This is a genomic window from Methylomagnum ishizawai (assembly GCF_019670005.1).
GTDB classification, from domain to species: domain Bacteria; phylum Pseudomonadota; class Gammaproteobacteria; order Methylococcales; family Methylococcaceae; genus Methylomagnum; species Methylomagnum ishizawai.
Genome location: NZ_AP019783.1, coordinates 3,909,176 through 3,929,618, shown reverse-complemented (window position 1 = coordinate 3,929,618; position 20,443 = coordinate 3,909,176). Strand labels below are relative to the sequence as shown.

General features: G+C 60.1%; 14 protein-coding genes. 9 read left to right on the top strand and 5 right to left on the bottom strand.

The genetic code is table 11. The annotated features are described in order from the left end of the window. Positions 1-48: 48 nt before the first annotated feature. Positions 49-2,112, bottom strand: a complete 2,064-nt coding sequence (locus K5658_RS17745) for a putative bifunctional diguanylate cyclase/phosphodiesterase (RefSeq protein ID WP_221064421.1) — start codon at positions 2,110-2,112, stop codon at positions 49-51. Between the two features lie 569 nt (positions 2,113-2,681). Between K5658_RS17745 and glnK the strand changes: the two genes are divergently transcribed. The 3 genes from glnK (at position 2,682) to K5658_RS17730 (ending at position 5,125) form a co-directional block, all read left to right on the top strand. Next, positions 2,682-3,020, top strand: a complete 339-nt coding sequence (gene glnK / locus K5658_RS17740; RefSeq protein WP_221064420.1) for a P-II family nitrogen regulator — start codon at positions 2,682-2,684, stop codon at positions 3,018-3,020. Between the two features lie 88 nt (positions 3,021-3,108). Beyond that, positions 3,109-4,458, top strand: coding sequence for an ammonium transporter (locus tag K5658_RS17735; protein ID WP_246628486.1), 1,350 nt, complete (start codon positions 3,109-3,111; stop codon positions 4,456-4,458). Between the two features lie 178 nt (positions 4,459-4,636). Continuing rightward, positions 4,637-5,125, top strand: a complete 489-nt coding sequence (locus tag K5658_RS17730; RefSeq protein WP_221064418.1) for a hypothetical protein — start codon at positions 4,637-4,639, stop codon at positions 5,123-5,125. 133 nt (positions 5,126-5,258) lie between these two features. Here the strand turns inward: K5658_RS17730 and K5658_RS17725 are convergent, their stop codons facing one another. Continuing rightward, complete coding sequence (locus K5658_RS17725) at positions 5,259-5,402, bottom strand: hypothetical protein (RefSeq protein WP_221064417.1); 144 nt, start codon at positions 5,400-5,402, stop codon at positions 5,259-5,261. A gap of 782 nt (positions 5,403-6,184) precedes the next feature. On the opposite strand from K5658_RS17725, the gene K5658_RS17720 reads away from it, so the two are divergent. The 4 genes from K5658_RS17720 (at position 6,185) to K5658_RS17705 (ending at position 12,321) form a co-directional block, all read left to right on the top strand. Further along, positions 6,185-6,628, top strand: coding sequence for a hypothetical protein (locus K5658_RS17720; protein WP_221064416.1), 444 nt, complete (start codon positions 6,185-6,187; stop codon positions 6,626-6,628). Between the two features lie 418 nt (positions 6,629-7,046). Then, positions 7,047-7,490 carry a hypothetical protein gene (locus K5658_RS17715; RefSeq protein WP_221064415.1) on the top strand — a complete coding sequence of 148 codons (444 nt, stop codon included), beginning with the start codon at positions 7,047-7,049 and terminating at the stop codon, positions 7,488-7,490. A 30-nt stretch (positions 7,491-7,520) separates the two neighbouring features. Continuing rightward, entirely contained in the window at positions 7,521-11,459 is a 3,939-nt protein-coding gene (locus K5658_RS17710; protein ID WP_221064414.1) for a calcium-binding protein, read from the top strand. 49 nt (positions 11,460-11,508) lie between these two features. Next, entirely contained in the window at positions 11,509-12,321 is an 813-nt protein-coding gene (locus K5658_RS17705) for a DVUA0089 family protein (RefSeq protein ID WP_221064413.1), read from the top strand. On the opposite strand, the gene K5658_RS17700 is transcribed toward K5658_RS17705, so the two are convergent. From K5658_RS17700 to glgB, 3 genes are read right to left on the bottom strand one after another with little or no spacing between them, the layout of a single operon-like run. Next, positions 12,252-13,058: a secretin N-terminal domain-containing protein gene (locus K5658_RS17700; protein WP_221064412.1), complete on the bottom strand. Its 807-nt coding sequence runs from the start codon at positions 13,056-13,058 to the stop codon at positions 12,252-12,254. The genes K5658_RS17705 and K5658_RS17700 overlap by 70 nt on opposite strands. A gap of 5 nt (positions 13,059-13,063) precedes the next feature. Then, the gene (gene glgA / locus K5658_RS17695) at positions 13,064-14,536 is read right to left on the bottom strand and encodes a glycogen synthase GlgA (RefSeq protein ID WP_221064411.1); all 1,473 of its coding nucleotides are present in this window, start codon (positions 14,534-14,536) and stop codon (positions 13,064-13,066) included. Continuing rightward, entirely contained in the window at positions 14,533-16,800 is a 2,268-nt protein-coding gene (gene glgB, locus K5658_RS17690; RefSeq protein ID WP_221064410.1) for a 1,4-alpha-glucan branching protein GlgB, read from the bottom strand. Before glgB ends, glgA begins: the two co-directional genes overlap by 4 nt. Positions 16,801-16,919: 119 nt before the next feature. Here glgB and glgC point away from each other — a divergent pair, with 119 nt between their 5' ends. Further along, complete coding sequence (gene glgC, locus K5658_RS17685; RefSeq protein ID WP_221064409.1) at positions 16,920-18,191, top strand: glucose-1-phosphate adenylyltransferase; 1,272 nt, start codon at positions 16,920-16,922, stop codon at positions 18,189-18,191. A gap of 328 nt (positions 18,192-18,519) precedes the next feature. After that, entirely contained in the window at positions 18,520-20,028 is a 1,509-nt protein-coding gene (malQ, locus tag K5658_RS17680) for a 4-alpha-glucanotransferase (protein WP_246628485.1), read from the top strand. Positions 20,029-20,443 lie beyond the last annotated feature (415 nt).

The window sequence follows — 20,443 nt, the reverse complement described above, 5'->3', positions numbered from 1 at the left end:
GCCGCTTGCCCCGGCGGTTCGGGGCGGGCCGGGAACCGCCCACGCCCGCTAGGGGCGGTCGCGCTGGGCGAGCAGGCTGGGCCGTCCCGGCCGCGCCCGTTCCATGAGTTCGTCGGCGGGCATCGGCGGGCCGAAAAAATAGCCCTGGATCAGGTCGCACTGGTGGTGCTTGAGGAATTCGAACTGGCCGGTGGTTTCCACGCCCTCGGCCACCACCCGGATATCCAGGCTGTGGGCCAGGGCGATGATGGCCCGCACGATGCGGGGATCGGCCTGCTGGGCGTCGATATCCTGCACGAAGGAGCGGTCGATCTTGAGATAGTCCACCGGGAACAATTTCAGGTAGCTGAGCGAGGAATAGCCGGTGCCGAAATCGTCGATGGACAGCGCCAAGCCCCGGCTTTTCAGGCGGCGCACGGTGTCCACTGCTTGTTGCGGGTCGTGCATCATGGTCGATTCGGTGATCTCGAATTCCAGCCGGGAACGGTCGGTCCCGGTTTCTTCCAAAATGGCGTCGATGCGTTCCAGGAGGTTCTTCTGGCGGAATTGATGGGGCGAGAGGTTTACCGCCACCGCCATGTCCAGCCCGGCGTCGCGCCATTGCGCGATCTGTAGGCATACCGCCCGCAGCAGCCATTCGCCCATTTCCACGATCAGCCCGGATTCCTCCGCCAGGGGGATGAACTGTCCCGGCGAGACCAGGCCGTGGCCGGGCCTGCGCCAGCGCAGCAGGGCTTCCGCCGCGTAGCAACGGCCACTGTCCACTTCCACCTTGGGTTGGTAATAGACCTCCAGTTCGCCGCGTTCCAGGGCGTAGCGCAGGCCCGTCTCCAGCGCCAGGTTCTTTTCCCCATCCTTGCGGCGCGGCAGTTCCTTGTAGAACTGGTATTGGTTGCGCCCGAGCTCCTTGGCCCGGTACAGGGCGGCGTCGGCCATCTTCAGCAATTGCTCGGGGTCGGCGTGGTCGGCGGGATAGAGGCTGATGCCGATGCTGGCGGTCACGAACAAGGCGTGGCCGTCGACCACCAGGGCTTCCTTCATGACCGCGCCGATGGCGGTGGCGGCGGCCCCGGCCAGGGCCGGATGGGACAGCTCCGGCAGGATGAGGGCGAATTCGTCGTCGCCCAGCCGGGCCAGGATATCCTGTTCCCGCAGCGATTGGCGCAGGCGTCCGGCCACGGCGGCCAACACCCGGTCGCCGAAGGCGTGGCCCTGGTCGTCGTTGATGTTCTTGAAGCGGTCCAGGTCCAGGTGGAACACCGCGAAGCCCCGGCTTTCCCCCAGCATTTCCCGCAGCCGCTCCATGAACAGGGCGCGGTTCGGCAATTCGGTCACGGGGTCGAAATAGGCGAGGCGGCGGATGGTTTCCTCGGATTGCTTCAGCTCGCTGATATCGTGGGACATCACGACATAGTGGATGAGCCTGCCCTGCTCGTCCCGGATCGGGGCCACGTATTCCAGGCACCAATAGGGAACGCCGTTTTTGTTTTGCTCGCGGACCTCGCCCTCCCAGGTCTCGCCGCGCTTGAGTTTGTCCCACAAGGCCCGCCGCGCCGCCGGATCGACCCGGTCGGGGTACCAGATCGAAGCCCGGCGCCCCATCATTTCCTGGCGGCCGAAGCCCGAGAGCTTGCTGAAGGCCGGGTTGCAGTATTCGATCAGGCCGTCCCGGTCGGTGATCAGCACCATGCTCGGGCTATGCTCGACCGCCAGGGACAGCTTGCGCATCTCGCCGGCGGTTTCCTGGTGCGCTTGCAAGGCGGTTTCCAGGGCTTGGTTGGCGGCCAGCAGTTGCTTGGAATCGGGCAGGTCCATGAGTCCGGCCAGGACGGGCCGGAGCCGGAGGGCGGCGGCCAGGGCGGCCAGGGCGGCCGCCACCTTCACGGCCAGGGCCGGTATGCCATCGACCAGGCTGGGGGTCCATAGGTGCAGCAGGTGGTAGCTGCCGCAGAGCAGGGCGAAACCGCCGAGCAGGAGCGGCGGTCCGCGGCGGGGGAGGTCGTTGCGATGGCGGAGGAAGGCCCAGAGCGCGAAGGGGATGGCATAGAACGCCAGCGCCAGCAGGCCGTCCGCGACCAGGTTCGGCCAAAACAGTTGGGGCAGAATGGGCATATCCAACCGCGCGGGAAAGGGTGGGCTCGCAAACAACGATAACAGCGATTCAATCATATCGGGCGGTTTGGAAAATAAGGCTGGATAACGCCCCGACCAAAGTCGGCCTTCGGGGTGGGCGAAGGGACCGTATGGGGGAACGGCGACAGGCTACGCCGTGGATGTTATTGGTTGCGATATTCGCCGCCGGATTTACGAAATGGTTTGCGTGGAAACATAAGGGTGTTGGGGTGATGTCGGGTTTCGTGTATTAACCATCGCCGCTTCGCCGGTGCTTGCTGTCCCGGACGGACGTGGGCTAGGCGGGGATGGGGGCCATGTCCTGCCCGCACGGCGCGGCGTCATGGGCCGGGGCCGCGCACCAGAGTTGTGCGGGGAATCCCGTGCGCCTTAGCGTGGTGCGTTTTCCCCTGGCGCGGAATCGGCCGGAATATTCCCTTACCGCTCCCATGGGCGCTAGCCACAGCTTGGCATGGCTGATGCTTATTCGGTGTCCGGGCGTCTTCACCGAACCGGCGCATGATCGCAACCCGGCCCAGAGTATTACTAGCATCAGGAGAGTTTTTTCCATGAAATTCGTGACCGCGATATTGAAACCATTCAAGCTGGACGATGTCCGCGAAGCCTTGTCCGAAGTGGGGATTTCGGGCATCACCGTGACCGAGGTGAAGGGCTTCGGCCGCCAGAAGGGCCACACCGAACTTTACCGGGGCGCTGAATATGTCGTCGATTTCCTGCCCAAGGTCAAGCTGGAAGTGGCCGTGACCGACGAACAACTCGAGGTTGTGCTGGAAGCCATCTCCAGGACCGCCAACACCGGCAAGATCGGCGATGGCAAGATTTTCGTGTTCGATCTGGAGCAGGTGGTCCGTATCCGCACCGGCGAGACCGGTGCCGACGCGCTCTGACAACGCACGCGGAAATTCAAACAAGGGGATTCCAATGATAAAAATATTCAGTCGCTTGGCCTTGCTCGCGCTCCTAGGTTATGTGGGCATGGTTTCCGCGGAGGAAGTCGCCGCCGTCGCCGCGCCCCCGGCCCCGAACAAGGGCGATACCGCGTGGATGATCGTCGCCACCGTCCTGGTCATCCTGATGATCGTGCCGGGGCTGGCCTTGTTCTACGGCGGCATGGTGCGGGCCAAGAACATGCTATCGGTCCTGATGCAGGTGTTCGTGATTTTCTCCCTGATCGGTGTGTTGTGGGCCATCTACGGCTATAGCGTCGCCTTCACCGAGGGCAATGCCTTCTTCGGCGGCTTCGGCAAGCTGTTCCTGAAGGGCGTGACGCCCGAGTCCGCCGCGGCGACCTTCAGCAAGGGCGTGTACGTCCCCGAATTGATCTATGTCGCCTTCCAATTGACCTTCGCCGCCATCACCCCGGCCCTCATCGTCGGTGCCTTCGCCGAGCGGGTCAAATTCTCCGCCGTCTTGATGTTCATGGTGCTGTGGTTCACCTTCTCCTACCTGCCCATCGCCCACATGGTGTGGTACTGGGCCGGCCCGGACGCCTACACCGACAAGGCGGCGGGCGACGCGGCGGCGGCGACGGCGGGCTTCCTGTTCCAGAAGGGCGCTTTGGACTTCGCGGGCGGCACCGTGGTGCACATCAACGCCGGTATCGCCGGCCTGGTCGGCTGTTTGATGATCGGCAAGCGCATCGGCTATGGCAAGGAATTCATCGCCCCGCATAGCGTGACCATGACCATGATCGGCGCTTCGCTGCTGTGGGTGGGCTGGTTCGGCTTCAACGTCGGCTCCAACCTGGAGGCCAACGGCGTCGCCGCCTTGGTGTTCGTCAACACCTTGCTCGCCACCGCCGCCGCCACCCTGGCTTGGACCTTCGCCGAATGGGGCGTGCGCGGCCAGCCCAGCATGCTGGGCGGCGCTTCCGGCGCGGTCGCGGGGCTGGTGGCGATCACCCCGGCCTGCGGTTTCGTGGGTCCGATGGGGGCCATCGTGCTGGGCCTTCTGGCGGGCGCGGTGTGCTTCTGGTCGGTGACCAAGATGAAGCACATGCTGGGCTACGACGATTCGCTGGACGTATTCGGCGTCCATGGCGTGGGCGGCATCCTGGGTGCCCTGGGCACCGGCGTGTTCGCCTCGCCCGACCTGGGCGGCACCGGCGTCTACGATTATGTCGCCAACGCCGTCGGCCAGTTCGACATGGTGGCCCAGGTGACCAGCCAGGCCTGGGGCGTCGGCACCGCCATCGTGTGGTCGGGCATCGTGTCCTTCGTGTCCTACAAGATCGTGGACCTGACCATCGGCCTGCGTGTCACCGAGGAAGTGGAGCGCCAGGGCCTCGATATTGTCGAGCATGGCGAAACAGCCTATCACTTGTGATCCGGGCCGTTCCAACCCTTCCTGGAAAAAGGCACCCTCGGGTGCCTTTTTCATGGGCGCGGAAAGTTTTCCGGTCCGCGCCGCCGCTGGGGCGGGCTGCTTACAATTTTCCCGGTGGATGCGACAATACCCGTCGATAGATGTGGGCATCCGCGCCCCTTAGCCACGGGAGACACCGATGAAAATAGCACCGATACTCGCATTGGCCTTGTTCGCCTCGACCGCCAGGGCCGGGGATTTGCCCGACCTTAATATCACCCCCGGTTCCACCGACCCGGAGGTCACCGAGGCCAACCTCAAGGAATCGATCTGCAAGGTGACCCATTTCACCTGGACCGAGGGCCATATGCCGCCGGCCTCGTTCCTCGACAGCATCGCCAGGGAGGAGATCAAGCAATATGGCTACACCGACGAGAACGCCAAGCACTACCAGATGGACCACCTGATCCCCCTGTCCCTGGGCGGCAATCCCACCGACCCCAAGAACATCTGGCCTCAGGTCCTGGTGACCAAATGGTCGGCCCGGCGCAAGGATTTCCTCGAGCAAACCCTGCACGACAAGGTTTGCAAGGGCGAGGTGGGGCTGAAGGCCGCGCAGGAGGAGATCAGGACTAATTGGATCGAGGCGTATAAGAAGTACATCGGCGACCCGGACAAGCATTCCTGAGGGCTCCGGCGGCGGGGGCCGGTTCAGGATGCCGGTTTTTCCGCCGCCACCCGCGCCGTTTTGCTGGCGCGGGGTTCGTTGTCCCGCGGCGTCTGCTGCCTCGCGGATTCCATCGTCAGCCGCCCGCGTTCGATCACCATGTCGAATACCGAAACGTGAATTCCACGCCATAACCCGCCAGGAAAGCCCAGAGCATCGGCGAAAACCGTAGTTCGTCGATCCGGTCCAGGTCCGGGGTCAGCACCGCCCCGGCGATGAGGCCCAGCAATTCCCCCAACTACCCGTGTTTCCCAACGCCCCCGCGAACCCAGCGTGATGCTGAACTTGAGGCTTTCGTCCCATAAAGCCCGTTCGTCGTCGTCGCTGAGGTCCGTCGCGTCCTTGGTCAGGCCGCCCGCCCAGCGCGGCCCGGCCCTGGATAGTGGCGCCCGCGTTCAGCGTGTCCTTTGACAGGGCCATAGGCGCGATCAGCGCAGCGTAATCGCACGGATTTCATGCTTCCCATACAGGTGCCCGCCTCGCCGCTCCCATCAAGCCCATGCGATTTCACCGCGTGACGCATATGCGTTTCATTGGGCGCATATCGGTCTTTGTAAGGAAAATCCTACAAAAAAATCAGAAAATCCCTACACGTTTTTATGAAAACAGATGGTTTAAAAGTAAACAAGATGTGGTTTAATTCAGCTATATTGGGCTATGTGTAGCTAATTTGACCAAAGTAAGGGTCGAATCGATCAAAATTAGAGATATTTCAATTAAATGTGACATGCATGTGGCCGCGCCGGGACGCTTGGGGATGGAGGCGTTTAAGAGATATAGGCGCGATTAGCGGCAGCGTAATCGCACGGATTTCGTGCCCCCGATTCTGCTGCGTTAATCGAGGTTACGCAGGCTGCGGTCATAATGCTTTTACTCCCTTCAAAGCGAAAGAACATCCAATCTATTTTTTATCAAGACATTGAATTTAATGGTAATTTTTGATCTTGAGGCTAGGAGTTCTTTGGTCGGCAAGAGAGTAGTCGTGCAAGTACAACTTAAACTCATTAGGAGGACAAAACCATGGCTTTTGTTAACGAATACATTCCAAAAGAAGATTTGGAAAAATATAACTTTGCCGAGCTCAATAAACGCCCAATGAAAGGCGGGGGAACAAGGAGAGATTGGACGATAGATCGGAAAGCTAATATTTGGCTGCGAAAATTTTATACAGAATCCGAACACACGAAGCCAGGTTTGGGCTTAACTGGAGTATCTGCTTGGGATTTTTATTGGAAAGGTCACCTGATGATGGCCGAGGTTAAAGATTTAGGCATAGAAGGGGAGCGCGGTCAACCCTGCTGGCAACGTAAGAAACTTCTGAGTATTAATATTCCACCTGAGCTAGAAGTGCAGCGTCCTCAAATCATTAAGGATTTGGAGGCGGCATTTACAGAACACCGTGGTGCTGGAGTGTTTTCATCTCAAGATTACTACTCCAGATATACCTTTACACTCAAATTATAAAGAGAAAATACTAGGACTTACGCACATGGTTTAAGCTAGCTCTAAAACCTCGTGGCTTCTGGTCCTATTTCAACACCTCGCTATGATGATAGACGGGTTTTTCAATTCTCCCTTCATATACTCGGAAAGCAAGTTATTTTTCAAGGCATAGATATTGGTTTTCATCTTCCGGGCGAAGGCGGTAAGATGATTCCAAGTCAGGTAGGGTGGGCATGTATTCCATGCCCACCCTACCCGGCTGGTTCAGTCCGCGTAGGGCGGAATAGCCAGTACCCCAGTGTATTTCGCCGCATGGATGGAACCCCCGCATCCGGCGCAATAGCGTACCCGCGCATTCCGCCAAATGTGGAATCCCAGCCATGTGGCGGAATACAAGGGCTAAATTTTGAGTAAGCATTAATTTTTTGGAGAAAAAGTCATGGCATTTTTAAATGAATATGTCTCAAAAGAAGATATTAAAAAATATGCATTAGATAGAAAGTGGCTTGATCGTCATCCAGAATACAAGTCGCTTCCTTCAGAGTTTAATGCCATGTGGACTATAGATCGAGAGCGTGACATTTATTTTCAAAGAACTGGTGGAGCAAATCAAGCTTATGTTAACGAATCTTGGATAGAGTTCCACTTAAATTGGGATGGCAAACTCTTTATTTGTCGTTTAGAGCATGGAGAAGGCGGGTCAAAAAAATATAACGAATCGCCTTATATTATAGTATGGAGATTAATTAGTATTGATCCTTCTGATTTGCACGGCAAATTATATGAAGACGTGATACTGGTTCTAAAAGAAGCGTTAAATGTTTTTGGTGATAATGGCGTTAATTCATTTGTTAAAAATGCTATTGTCAGGTTTAGCTTTTAAATAAAAATAGGTTAAAATATGGCTTATAGCATGACGCAAGCCAACGTACTGTTGGATAGCATAAATACCGAGGCTGAACTAAAAGCCTTGGTTTCTCAGCTAGATGTTTCAGCTACAGGTAAAGTTACTGTACTTTACAGTGGCAATATTAATGGCACTTATTCTGGCACCATTATTAAAAGCATGCTTAGTAGTGGCGAAGACATTCGCGTGCTTGATAATACCCAAGCATCTAAATTTTTGGATATTTATGATCCAGCAAACCAAAATCTAAAATTGGTTGATACGTTGAAAAGGATTTTTGGAGACGATCCTTATGCGGTCGGAAGTAGCGCCAACCAATTTCTGTTCGGCATTTCGGATGCGAGCGGGACTCGAATTACTACAGGTGCATGGGATACCATTTCCGCCAATTTTGTTTCAGAAACGGTAGGTGAAGTAAAGACATTGGTAGCAGATGCAAGATCAGATCGTGTCTTTGCCCAAACTGAAATCCCCGCCCTGTTAGCCAACGAAAACGTCACTTCCATCGAAGGCATTCCCAAAAGCGAATTCGTAGGCAAAAGTGTTGACGAGATATTTGCTCGCGTAAAGACAGCTTCGCTTATGGATATAGCCTACAGCGGACTAAAATTCGACGGCGTTTCGCTCAGCGGATCAGATGACTTCCTATATAAGATTACTGACCTACAGAAATATCTGATTGAAAATCCGGGCGCGCATAATTTATTCGACGCCTACCTCAAGGATTTGGACCCGGCGCGGCAAGCCGAATTGAGCGGTATGGCCAAAACCATGTTCGCCGATGCTTCTGTCGATATCAGCACGGGCAGCAAGGTACTGAACAAACTAGGACTCCTCGGCGGGTTACTGGGCTTTTCCCTGGCCGCCAGCGAAGCCGCGTCCGCTGCGGAGAGCGGCGATACCGAGCAGGCCAAGGAAATCATGGCCCAATGGGCGGTCGATGAAACGGGTTCCGCCGTGGGCGAAGCTTTGGGAACTGCGGTGGGCGGTATCGCGGTGGCAGCGCTGGCGGCTCTTGGCGTGACGCTTTCGGCACCGATTGCCGCTGTCATTGTCGTGGGTGGCTCCTTTGTGGGCGGATTCTTCGGCGGCGACGGTGCCACCGGCTTGTATGAACTGCTCAAGGATAAGGATGACAACGACCGAGCGGATATTATCGACAAGCTCAAAGATTTGCTGTTCGGCAAAGACGGCTCGACCGACCTGCCGCCTGACATCGACGGCAACACGCTAACCTTCATCCCCGCCTTCAGCCACACCGAAATCGTCGAACACGCCAAGAACGACATTGCTTGGCGCTATGCCTTGCAGCAATTGAACCCATTCATAGTCCCGGATATTGACTACGACCAACACAATACCGACGGCTCCTTGGACCTGTACGATCCGGCGACGGGCCAAGGCACACTCACCGAGCAATGGATAGACGACCGCGCCCGTTTCGTGGTGCTGGTGGCCGAGGCCTCCCAAACCTTCATCCCCAATATTTTCTTGAGCTGGAGCTATTACGAAGACATCGCCAGCAACAAGAAAATCGGGGTTCCCATCGGCACCGACAAATACATCTTCGGCGATGACAAAGCCAATGCGGTCGAAGGCGGCTTGGGCAAGGATCACCTCTACGGCGGCAAGGGCGACGACACGCTGACCGGCTATGGCGACAACGATTATTTGCAAGGGGACCGTGGCAACGACACTTACCTCCTGCAATCGACTGGCGGCATCGATACCCTCCTTGATCATAGCGGCACCAACCGAATCCAAATCGACGGCGCGTCGATTTCCGGTACGTTCAACCCGGCCATCGACGGCGGGAAAATCTACTACAGCGCCGACAAGACTTACGAACTACGTCCCTTGCTGGATGGCGACTGGCGCTTGTCGGAGCGCGACCCCAACACCGGTGAATACAAAGCCGTGGCCAATATCGACAACTGGAAAGATGGCGAATTCGGCCTGAGCTTGGGAGCGGCGGATCCCGTAGACCGCGTGACCAAGAACTTCCCCAACAGCGTGGCTTACCTGAGCATGGACGGCTCCCTCGCGACCCAGGGTTTGGAACTCGGCGGGGGTACCAAAAGTGACTCTTTCTACGGCAGCAGTTACGACGACATCATCAACACCGGCGGCGGCACAAGCAATTTCGTCATCAGCGCCTACGGTGGCAACGACAAAGTCCAGGGCGGTGACAGCAAAGATTTCATACGCACTGGGGCCAACGGTTTCAGTACCACGACTTCCGACAACGATTTGGCCTACGGGGGTGCCCAATCCGACGTGCTGCTGGGCGGCTACGGCAGCGATCAACTGTGGGGCGACGCCGACGACGGTGCTTGGGAAGTTGCCGGGGCCGACAGTGGCGAGCGCGGCGACTGGCTCGGCGGGGAGAACGGCGACGACTCGCTCTACGGCAGCCGCAGCAGCGATGTCGAATTCGGTGGGGCCGGGGAAGACTTGGTCCGGGGTGGGGCTGGCGACGATCTGCTGTTGGGGGACGCTCAATACTCGCCTGCTTCGAGAGCGATAGCCCTGTCCTATGCGGGGGCGACCACTCAAGCCTTCCGTTGGAATACGGCTACGTCCAGCATGGTGAGTGTGCCTGCCGGCAGCTATGCCCTCTATCCCATCATGGTGGCTTCCGGCAATGCCTTCAAATGGACATGGAGCGTTGTTGGAGACGATTTCACTCTGACGACACCCGCCGGGTTTATCTCCGAAACCCGGCTGGCCCCGAACGGCGGTAGCGACGTGTTGGACGGCGGCCTTGGCAACGACTGGATGGCCGGACAGACCGGCGACGACTATTTGAATGGCGGCGACGGCGACGACATCCTTTATGGCGACGATGTGGACGGTCAGATATCCACGTCCGACCAGGGCGACGACACCCTGCTGGGCGGGGCGGGCAACGACCGCCTGTTCGGCGGCGGCGGGGACGACAGCCTGACCGGCGGGCCGGGCGACGACACGGTCTACGGCGGCAGCGGCAAGGACACCGTCTACTTCAACCGGGGCGACGGCCACGATACCGTGATCGATCCCGACAAGGATACCCAATTGATGTTCGGTCCAGGGATCGGCCCGAAAGATATCATTTTGAAACTGGGTTCGCTGGCGCTCTATCTTGGCAATGGCGACGAGGTCCATTTCGAGGACTTCGACCCTAACGACGTTTTCGGCAGCGCCGATCTTGGCCTGATCGGTTTCGCCGACGGCACCCAACTCACCTTGAACGAACTCCTGGCCCAAGGCTTCGACCTTACGGGTACGGCTAGCGACGACCGGCTAACAGGAACCAATACAGTCGATCACATCAAGGGGCTGGCCGGCAACGATACACTGCTGGGTAACGACGGCGACGATATCCTAGAGGGTGGCGCGGGTAACGATACCTTATCGGGCGGTTCGGGTATCGATACGGCGGACTACGGTACGGCGAAATCCGCAGTGAAGATTTTGCTGGGTCTGGCCGGTCCGCAGAAAACCTATGGCTCGGGCTATGACAAACTGGCCTCCATCGAAAACATCGGCGGCGGCGATTTCAACGACTATCTGGCTGGCAACAAGACCACCAATGTGTTGACGGGTGGTTTAGGCGGGGATTATTTGTTGGGAAAAGCGGGCGCGGATCGTTTTGTTTATACCAGAATCGAAGATAGCGGAATTACCCAATCGACCCGCGACACCATTGCCGATTTTAGAGTAGGACAAGGCGACAAAATCGACTTATCGCAGATCGATGCCAATGGTATCGCGGTGGGTCGGAAAACCTTCGATGGTACTATTTTGAAAGCGTTCGACGCCATCGACGCCACGGGCCAATTGGTCTTCAACGCGGCCAGCCATACCTTATACGGCAGCACCGACCCGGACGATGTGCCCGAATTTTCCATTCTCCTGACCGGGGTCCATAACTTCAGCGCGGCCAGCCTGATCTTGGCCTGATCGCTGCGGCATCCGTCCCGCCCATCCCATTTATTCCAGGGTATTTCCAATGAAAACCTCCCTACGTAATCTCCTGGCCAGTCTTGCCGTGTCGGCCATGATGGCTTTACCCACTGCCGGCCAAGCGCTTATCCTCAACAGCAGTATTTTAGAGAATCAGGACGCCGATGGCGCTTTTGTATCCAGATCGGTGGATTTTTTAAAATTCAATACCCATGGGGGTACTTTAACTTTCGATGTGCTGGCTTCCGATTTGCCCGATGGGCTTGATGATTCAATGGTCTGGGTTTTCAAAGATGATGGCCATCTTGATTTGGGCGATTGGGTAGCTGAAAACGATGATACTGATTTCACCATCGATGGGAATAACGATGGTTCGTTAAGCGAATTGGATTCATTCCTATCTGTTTTTTTAGCGGCGGGCAATTACTGGTTAGCTGTGGGCACCGGCGGTGATGATGGCGGGTTTGATATGATCGATGGGTTGCAATTGGAATCCTCCGTTTTCAGTTCGGGACAGCCCGTGGCTTCATCCTTGGCGCTCAATTATCAGTTGACCATCAATGGTGATTTTAATACCGGCATCGAATCCGTCCCGGAACCCGCTCCCATTTGCCTATTGGCATCGGGTTTGGTCTGGATAGGCTTGCGAGCAAGCCGGAAGGCCCGGCAAGGCGGAAGCATAGTTTGTGCCTACCGGCGATGCGAGGAGGGTGGCAATCGATGCTCCGTCCACAGCGGTGGAGTGTTTCGTTGGCCCGTCCGCCCAGTCCGTTTGGGACGAATCGCGGATCAAGGGGAGGGTGCGTCCAAATCCTCGACCTTGAGGAAGGTGCGGTTGTCCTGGCTGCGGGTGGAATAGGTGTGGCCGGTGTAGCCGTGGCTTTCGCGGGTGGTGGTTTCGGTCTGGCCGCCCAGTTCGATCCACTCGCCCAGCGCGGCCTTGACCTGGGTATGCAAGCCCTGGGTGGCGATGACGCCGCCCTGATCGCGGCTGGGCCGGTCGGACCAGGGGGAGATGTCGATCAAGACCTGCCCGCCCATGAGCTTGGGGGTGACGGAAAAGCCGGTGGTGACCGGGCGGTAGTCGATGCCGCCATAGCCATACATCGACTGGGTCGGCACCGGTATTTGCGAGCCGGCCTGGATGCTGGCGGCGGCGCCGTCCAGGGTTTGGACCTGCTGGGTGGCTCCCGCCGCGTCGCGGTTTTCGAGCCGGTAGCTGTGGCCGCCGAGGCCGATGCCCGCTCCGCCCGGCCCGGCCCGGCCTTGGAGTCCCAGGCCGGTATCGAGCGCGTCCTTCGATAGGTTGCTGCCCTGGATCACGGTGATCAGGAGGCGGTGGGGGCTGCGGTCGATCTGGTCGAGCAGGGAGCGGATTTCCCCGACCCGCTCCGGGCTGGCCTTGAGGATGAGTTGGTTGCGGGCCGGGACCACGGTCTCGAACGGGCCGAGCAAGGGCCGGATCAGTTCGGCCAATTCCTCGGCGGGGCGGTGGTAGACCTCGATGGTGGTGACGACCTCGTCGCCATAGCCCCAGGCGGCGGGCTGGCCCGCCAGGCAGAGCAGCAAACAAACGAGGGGTTCCGGGCGGCGCATGGGGTTCAGGCGGTTCCGAGCAGGCTGCCGGCCTGGGTGCGGTCTTGCAACGCCAATTCGTAAAGCTCCAGATAGCGCTGGGCGCTGGCTTCCCAGGAAAATTCCTTGTTCATCCCGGCCGCTTGCACCCGCCGCCAAGCGGCCTTGTCCTGGAACAGGGCCAAGCCGCGCTGGATGGCGAGCAGCAGCGCCGCCGGGGTCGGCTCGTCGAACACGATGCCGGTGGCCGTGCCCGCCGCGAGGTGGGCGGGATCGGCGTCCACCACGGTATCGGCCAGCCCGCCAACCCGGCGCACCACCGGCACCGCGCCATAGCGCTGGCTGTACATCTGGTTCAACCCGCAAGGTTCGAACCGCGAGGGCATCAGGAACAGGTCGGTGCCCGCTTCCAGCAGGTGGGCGCTGGATTCGTCGTAGCCCAGCTTGACCGAAATCTTGTCCGGGTAGAGCTTGGCCCAGCGCTGCAGCAGGCGTTGGTAGCGGTCTTCGCCGCTGCCGACCACCACCAGCTGCAAGGGCAGGCCGGCCAGCTTGGGCAAGAGGTCGATGACGAGGTCGATGCCCTTTTGCTGCACCAGGCGCCCGACCCAGGCCAGCACGGCGATATCGGGGTCGGGCGGCAGGCCGAAGCTTTGTTGCAGGGCGGCTTTGTTTTCGGCCCGCTTGGACAGGCCCGCCACATCGAAATGGGTCGGCAGGAAGGGATCGGTGGCCGGGTTCCAGGCTTCGGCGTCGATGCCGTTGATGATGCCGCTGAGGCGTTCGCGGCGGTGGCTCAGCAGGCCTTCCAGGCCGCAGCCGAATTCGCCGCCCTGGATTTCCTGGGCATAGGTGGGGCTGACGGTGCTGATGCGGTCGGCGAAGGCGAGACCCCCCTTGATGAACGACATCTGGCCGTAGAATTCCAGGGCGTGGGCCGACCAGAAGCGTTGCGGCAGGCGCAGCTTCTGGAAGGTCGCGTAGGGGAACACGCCTTGGTAGGCCAGGTTGTGGATGGTGAACACGGTCGCGGGCCGGCCCGGTTCGTCGCCCAGCAGGACCGGCACCAGGCCGCTTTGCCAATCGTTGCCGTGGGCGACCTGGGGCCGCCAGCCGAGGCCCAGCCGGTCCATGGCGATTTCCGCCGCCACATGGCAGAGCAGGGCGAAGCGCTCGGGGTTGTCTTCCCAGGGCTGGCCGTCGGTGGCCAGATAGGGGTTGCCGGGCCGGGCGAAATAATCGTCATGGGTCAGCAGCCATACCGGCACCTCGGAGCCGGGTAGCAGCCCTTCCAGGATGGCGATGCCTTTGTCTTTGTGCAGCACCTTGACCGTTTGGAATTCGCCGGCCGCGATGGCCGGTTCGTAGCCCGGCATCAGGATGCGGACATCGTGGCCCAAGGCCCGTAGCGCGATGGGCAGGCTGCCGGAGACATCGGCCAAGCCGCCGGTTTTGATGAGGGGATAGGCTTCGCTGGTGACGAACAGGATTTTTTTCATGGAGCGACTTCTGGCGCGTCCTTGGCACCGGGTGTTTCGGGTAGCGCCGCCTCGGGCTGCTCGCGGATCAGGACGATCCCGGCCAGGGGCGGCAGGGTGATGTTGAGGGCATAGGGACGGCCCATCCAGGCCTGGGGTTCGGCTTCCAGCGGCGGGTTGCCCATATTGCTGCCGCCGTAGTAGATCGAGTCGGAATTGAAGATTTCGCGGTAGGTGCCGGCCGCCGGGACGCCGATGCGGTAGTTATGGCGGGGGATGGGCGTGAAGTTGAAGGCCACCGCCACGAACTCGTCCTTGGCCCGGCGGATGTAGCTCAGCACCGATTGCGGGGCGTCGTGGCAATCGATCCATTCGAAGCCCTGGCCGTCGCCATCGTAGCGGTATAGGGCGGGGTAGCGGGTATAGATGCGGTTGAGGTCGCCGACCAGGGTGGCGATGCCGCGGTGGTTGGCGCGGTCGTAGAGATACCAGTCCAGGGTTTTGGCGGCGTTCCATTCCTCGGCCTGGGCGAATTCGCAGCCCATGAACAGCAGCTTCTTGCCGGGATAGGTGAACATGAAGGTGTAGAGCAGCCGGAGGTTGGCGAAGCGCCGCCATTCGTCGCCCGGCATCTTGCCCAGCAGGGATTTTTTGCCATGCACCACTTCGTCATGCGAGAACGGTAGGATGAAGTTCTCGGTGAAGGCGTACAGTAGGCCGAAGGTCAGTTGGTCGTGGTGGTATTGGCGATGCACTGGGTCTTTGCCCATGTAGACCAGGGTGTCGTGCATCCAGCCCATGTTCCATTTCAGGGAGAAGCCCAGGCCGCCGGTCCAGGTCGGACGGGTGACTTGCGGCCAGGCGGTGGATTCCTCGGCGACGACCAGGGTGCCGGGGAATTGCTGGTGGGCGACGGTGTTGAGTTCCCGCAGGAAGGCGATGGCTTCCAGGTTTTCGTTGCCGCCGTATTTGTTGGGAATCCAGTCGCCCGGCTCGCGGGAATAATCCAGGTACAGCATCGAGGCCACGGCGTCGACCCTGAGCCCGTCGAGATGGAATTCCTCCAGCCAGAACAAGGCGCTGCCGATCAGGAAGTTGCGGACTTCGTTGCGCCCGAAGTTGTAGATCAAGGTGCCCCAGTCGCGGTGTTCGCCCAATCTGGGGTCTTCGTGCTCATAGAGCGGCGTGCCGTCGAACCAGGCCAGCCCGTGGGCGTCCTTGGGGAAATGGGCCGGCACCCAGTCGAGCAACACGCCGATGCCATGGGTATGGCAATGATCGACGAAGGCGCGGAAATCGTCCGGCGTGCCGAAGCGGCTGGTCGGGGCGAAATAACCGGTGGTTTGATAGCCCCAGGAGCCATCGTAGGGATGCTCGGTGATGGGCAGGAGTTCGATATGGGTGAAGCCATGGGCCTTCGCATGGGCCACGAGGCGCTCGGCCAGGACGCGGTAGTTGAGGAAGCCGCCGTCGTGGTCCCGCTGCCAGGAGCCGAGATGGACTTCGTACACCGACAGGGGTTCGTGCAGCCAGTCGCGGCTTTTGCGGTCCTCGATCCAGGCCGCGTCGGCCCAAGCGTATTCCGGGGCGGCGGCGACGATGGCGGCGTTGTCGGGGCGGACCTCGAATTGACGCCCGTAGGGATCGGTCTTGAGCAGGACCGTGCCGTGCTGGCGGTTGCGGATTTCGAATTTATAGACCGTGCCCGGCGCGATTTCCGGGACGAACAACTCCCAGACCCCGCCGCCGCCCCGCATCCGCAGCGGATGGCAGCGTCCATCCCAGGCGTTGAAGTCGCCGACCACGCTGACCCGCTCGGCATTGGGTGCCCAGGTCGCGAAGCGGACGCCTGGAATGCCATCGACCGTCTGCGGGTGGGTGCCGAGGATGCGGTGGATATGCCAATGCTTGCCCTCGCCGAACAGGTAGAGGTCGAAGTCGGATATCTGCGGCGGGAAAGTGTAGGGATCGCAATATTCGTGGGTTTGCCCGGTCCCGTCGGTCCAGGACAGCCGGTAATGGCGGGGGAGCTTGGCGGCGCGGTCCAGCCGGCATTCGAACAGGGGCGTGCCGGGAACGCGCTGGAATGGGGGGCCGTCGGTGCCGAGGCGCACGGCTTCCGCCCGTGGCAGCAAGGCCCGCAGCACCTCGCCCCCCGGAGCCGGGTGCCGGCCCAATACCGCGAAGGGATCGGGATGGCGGGCGGTGATGATGCGCTGGAGTTCGGATATCGGATCCGCTTCGTCTGCGTGTCCGGCGGCGCGGCCCGCTTCGGTCGAGTTCACTTTATTTGGCCTCTGAGAGTAGAATGTCGCGGTCTTATGGATACCCGAACACCGGTCCTAATGTTAACAAATTTGGGCTTTCGGTGTGCGTCACCTTTCTCTTAGAGGAGCTTTAGCCCATGCCAGAATCGATGCATTCCTCCCGCTTCGTTAGCCGCCTCACCCGGCACACTTTGGCGCTGATTCTGGCCGGGGGACGCGGTAGCCGCCTCTACAAACTCACCGAATGGCGGGCCAAACCCGCCGTCCCCTTCGGGGGGAAGTTCCGTATCATCGATTTTCCGCTGTCCAACTGCCTCAATTCGGGGATACGCCAAATCGGGGTATTGACCCAGTATAAGGCCGACTCCCTGATCCGCCATATCCAGCAAGGTTGGGGTTTCCTCCGCGCCGAACTGGGCGAGTTCGTGGATATCCTCCCGGCCCAGCAGCGTTTACAAGAATCCTGGTATGCCGGTACCGCCGACGCCGTTTACCAGAACCTCGATATCCTGCGCCAGCAAAACTCCGAGTACATCCTGATCCTGGCCGGCGACCACGTCTACAAGATGGACTACGGCTTGATGATGGCCTACCACGCCGAAATGGAAGCCGACCTCACCATCGGCTGCATGGAGGTGCCCATCGCCGAAGCCAGGGAGTTCGGCGTCATGCACGTCGACGACAACAAGCGCATCATCGATTTCGTCGAGAAGCCGCAGAATCCCCCGCCCATGCCCAACCGCCCGGATACCGCCCTGGCTTCGATGGGCATCTACGTCTTCAACACCAGCTTCCTATTCGAGCAACTCATCAAGGACGCCGACACCCCCGGTTCCAGCCACGATTTCGGCAAGGACATCATTCCCTCGATCATCAAGAAATACCGGGTGTTCGCCTATCCCTTCCGCGACGCGCAAAGCGGCGTGCAAGCCTATTGGCGCGACGTGGGCACGGTGGATTCCTATTGGGCGGCCAATATGGAATTGATCGGCGTGGACCCCGAACTCAACCTCTACGACCACGATTGGCCGATCTGGACCTACCAGGCCCAGACCCCGCCGGCCAAGTTCGTGTTCGACGACGACGACCGCCGCGGCATGGCGGTGGATTCGATGGTCTCGGGCGGCTGCATCATCTCGGGTTCGGAGGTCCGGCACTCGCTGCTGTTCAGCAATGTGCGGGTGAACTCCTACGCGGTGGTGAAGGATTCGGTGATCCTGCCCGAGGTGAACATCGGCCGCCATTGCCGCATCACCAAGGCCATCATCGACCGCGGCTGCCATATCCCGCCCAATACCGTCATCGGCGAGAATCCGGAGGAAGACCGCAAGCGTTTCCATGTCAGCCCCGGCGGCGTGGTGCTGGTCACCCCGGACGCCCTGGGGCAGCGGCTGCATTTCGCCCGCTAACGGAGGGTGCGCTTTTATTTCGTCCCACGGTCTTTATTTCCCCCTCGGGCATAAAATAATATTTGTGCCTGGAACCGCGGAGCCCGGCCCCACCGGGTTCCGCCTTTTTCGGTCCGCCATCCCTGAGCGATCCACGCGACACGCCAATCCTCCCAGTCCATGGCTGCCGCCCCTAACCGATGCCATCCCCCCGGTCCCGTCCCGGCTTCCGTTCAACCCCATCGGGCTTCACCGCCCCAGGCCATCGGCCTAACCGGCCCATTCCCTCAAGCAGCGACATGCAATCGAACCAATATCCCCCCAATCCCCCATCGACGGTAGGTGTGAAGTGACGCAAGCCCATAGTATCCTCGACCGGCGCCGCGCCGGCGTCCTGTTGCACATCACTTCCCTGCCCGGCCTCCCCGATAATGGCGACCTCGGCGCTCACGCCTACCGCTTCGTGGATTTCCTCGCCGACCATGGCGTCACGGTCTGGCAGACCCTGCCCATCGGCCCCACCCATCCCGACGGCTCGCCCTACCAATGCCTGTCGGCCCACGCCGGCAACCCCTGGATGATCGACCTGGAGTGGCTGCTCCGGCGGGGCTGGCTGGACGAGGCCGATATCGCCGCCGCCTGGACCGCCCCCGATCCCACCGGACACCGCGGGCAATGCCTGGCCAAGGCTTACGGGCGTTTCGCCCAATTGCCGGCAGACAACGAACACCGCCAAGCCTACCGGCGGTTCTACGCGGCGCAGGCGGGTTGGCTGGCCGATTATGCGCTGTTCATCGCCCTGCGCCAGGAACTCAAACACCGGCCTTGGCAGGACTGGCCCATCGCCTTGCGCGACCGCGAACCCGCCGCGCTGGACGAGGCCCGGCGGCGCTTGGCGGAGGGCGTGGGGCGGGTTGGGTTCGAGCAATTCGTCTTTTTCCAGCAATGGGGGGAATTGCGGGACTACGCCAAGCGGCGCGGGGTGCTGTTGTTCGGCGATATGCCCATCTTCATCGCCAGCGACAGCGCCGATGTCTGGGCGCAGCGGGAATATTTCGACCTCAGGGAGGATGGGCAGGCGCGGGTCGTGGCCGGGGTGCCGCCGGATTATTTCTCCGCCACCGGGCAGCGTTGGGGCAATCCCCATTACCTTTGGGCGCGGATGGCGGAGGATGGCTTCCGCTGGTGGCTGGACCGCATCCGCAGCCAGTTGGCGCTGTACGACTGGGTCAGGATCGACCATTTCCGGGGATTCGAGGCCTATTGGGAAATTCCCGCCGAATCGGAAACCGCCATGCATGGCCGCTGGGTGGAGGCCCCCGGCGCGGCGTTGCTCGACACCGTGTTCGCCACCCTCGATGGCGCGGGCCTACCCCTCGTGGCCGAGAATCTCGGCATTATCACGCCGGAAGTGGAGGCGCTGCGCAACCGCTTCGATATTCCCGGTATGCTGATCCTGCAATTCGCCTTCGACGGTGGGCCGGATAATCCTTATCTCCCGCATAATCATACCCCGAACAACGTTGTTTATACCGGCACCCACGATAACGATACCACCTTGTCTTGGTTCGAGGGTTTGTCGGAGGCGCAGCGGGCCCATGTCTACGAGTATCTGGGCCAGTCCAACCTGAAAATGCCCTGGGCTTTGGCGCAATCCGCACTGGCCTCGGTGGCGAAGTTGGCGATACTGCCGATGCAGGATATCTTGGAGCAGGGCAAGGGTTATCGGATGAATACCCCAGGCACCATGGACGATACCAATTGGCGCTGGCGGTTCCGCTGGGATCAATTGCAAGAGGAGCAGGGGGCCGAGTTGGCGCGTTTGATCCACCTGTACGGCAGGCATCCCGAAGCTTGAGTTTCCGGGATGGGCGGGGCGGCCCTGATAATACAAAAAGCTTTGCCGCATAAACGATGGCGCGGACTCGCCGGCTTCGCGTTACGCAACAAAGCTTGATTTTGCGGGGCTTTCTCCGGGCCTTTGTTATTTCGCTCCTTGGATCGACCGGCAAAACGTCGTGCCCGGTGGGCGCGGCGTTCCGGGTGGGTTTCCCGCCTTGGATGGGAAGCGCGTTTTTACCTCAACAGACCTTTATATTCGCCAACGGACGTCCCCGCCGCTTATCCGGGCGTCCGCCGGGGCCGTAACCTGGGTTACGCCCGTGGGTGGCTTTTCCGAATGCTCCGTACCCAAGGCGCGGCTATTCTATGAACCTTAATAATCTTGTTCAAGCGCCCGCGCCCGACTTTTTTGGGGCCGGGGCTGGGATGGC